This window comes from Roseateles chitinivorans (genome assembly GCF_002761755.1).
Classification (GTDB): Bacteria; Pseudomonadota; Gammaproteobacteria; order Burkholderiales; family Burkholderiaceae_C; genus Roseateles; species Roseateles chitinivorans.
The window spans coordinates 1-443 of the sequence record NZ_PEOG01000214.1 but is presented as its reverse complement, the minus strand read 5'-3'; the positions used below and the strand labels follow the sequence as shown (position 1 = coordinate 443).

Annotated in this window: 1 protein-coding gene; it reads right to left on the bottom strand. The window is 72.0% G+C overall.

Annotated features, from left to right (window positions below):
• On the bottom strand, nt 1-411 hold a 411-nt coding region (locus CS062_RS25430; protein ID WP_143742554.1), incomplete at its 3' end, for an SDR family oxidoreductase.
• Nucleotides 412-443 lie beyond the last annotated feature (32 nt).

Here is a 443-nt window from a genome sequence, read left to right as displayed (position 1 = left end):
GCCGCCGATGGCGCGCTCGGAGGCGATGCCGACGATGCGGCCCCGGCCCTGTTCACGCATGTCGGGCAGAACCGCCCGGCACACGTGGGCCAGGCCGCCGACGTGCACGCGCAGCATCCGCTCCCACGACGGTTGGTCGATGTCGAGGGCGGGCGTCTCCTGATAATGCCCGGCGCAGACCACCGCGGCGTCGATGCGGCCGAGCGTGTCGCGCACGGTGACCACCGCGTCGGTGACCTCCCGCTCGTCGGCGACGTCGGCGATCAGCCACAGGTCGTTGTCCGGTGCGGGTTCCCGCGAGATGGACGCCACGGCCCATCCCCGCTCGCGCAGCAGCGCGGCGATGGCGGCGCCGATGCCGCTGCCGGCACCCGTGATGACGACGACAGGCTTGTCGGTGAGGGTGCTCATGCCGGTTGCACCACCGCGTCGTCATCGTCATT